1 protein-coding gene is annotated in these 922 nt (G+C 40.2%); it reads right to left on the bottom strand.

Annotation, left to right across the window (positions count from 1 at the left end; translation table 11 throughout):
• Positions 1 to 169: 169 nt before the first annotated feature.
• The gene (locus Q4592_RS21765) at positions 170 to 607 is read right to left on the bottom strand and encodes a hypothetical protein (RefSeq protein WP_303516933.1); all 438 of its coding nucleotides are present in this window, start codon (positions 605 to 607) and stop codon (positions 170 to 172) included.
• Between the last annotated feature and the right edge of the window lie 315 nt (positions 608 to 922).

The raw sequence follows: 922 nt of genomic DNA, 5'->3' as shown, positions 1-922 counted from the left end.
CGCTGGGCAATTAACGAGTTTCGCTGGTTGACTCACTCTGCGGGACTGAAAGATTTATGAGGGGATCCTCCAGCGCCCTGTTAAGGGGCTTATAATCAGTTGGCTAAAATTTTGAGCGGAGCGAAACTAGCCAACTGTTAGAAGTCCCGCTTGAACAGCTTGTTATAACTCAATCATCTGCTGTCATTATTGCTTTAGGCCATGCCCCATTACCAACAGGAATTGAACCAAATGTATCGTAAAAGTCTGTAATCATTTTAGACTCCAGCAAATCTAAACACTCTGAGCCTTGTAAGTAATAAACAGCCGTTTCTGCCCCGAAAGCAGCACCATATTGATTCTTTGGTCGAAAGTATTTGGAATTGTGGTCATCTGCTGCTTGCAATATTTGTTTGCGATGAGTTCTTAAACGCTTCATTAAATTCAGGCTCTTGCCAATATAAAATATTGGAGATGATCCCCATGGGTAGGTAAACATTGTATTATCACTGCTACCCAATATATAAACACCCGAAAGATGTTCAAATTTTATCTTCCAATCATCATCATATAGATCGAATAATTCATTTGGCCATTCTTCAGCCCACCGCAAGTGATATTTACGCATAGCTTTCCATTGAGTTATAACGCTAAGTAGGCCGCACGTGCGGCCTATCCCATTCAATAAGCGCGCGGCCTATCACAAAAAACATGACCTTAATCACATTCGCTCATCAATTCTTGATTTGATATTAACTCATTGTCTACCTTAGTTTTTTACTCGGAATCAATCAATCGTCGATCCATTTCTATCATTGATTACTTTGACAAAAGACGCAAACGAAACTACAAACACTGTGTAGATATGGCTCTTCACCGAATGCAGTGGAAAGACTTTCAACTGTGTTGAGCTAGGGTAATATCAGCACACCCTTTTCTATTA

It is taken from the genome of Agarivorans sp. 1_MG-2023 (assembly GCF_030548385.1).
Lineage (GTDB): Bacteria > Pseudomonadota > Gammaproteobacteria > Enterobacterales > Celerinatantimonadaceae > Agarivorans.
This window is presented reverse-complemented; position numbering and strand designations above follow the sequence as displayed.

Excerpts from the sequence above, each read along its gene's own strand:
- Q4592_RS21765 (WP_303516933.1), bottom strand. The coding sequence starts at position 607 with ATGCGTAAATATCACTTGCGGTGGGCTGAAGAATGGCCAAATGAATTA.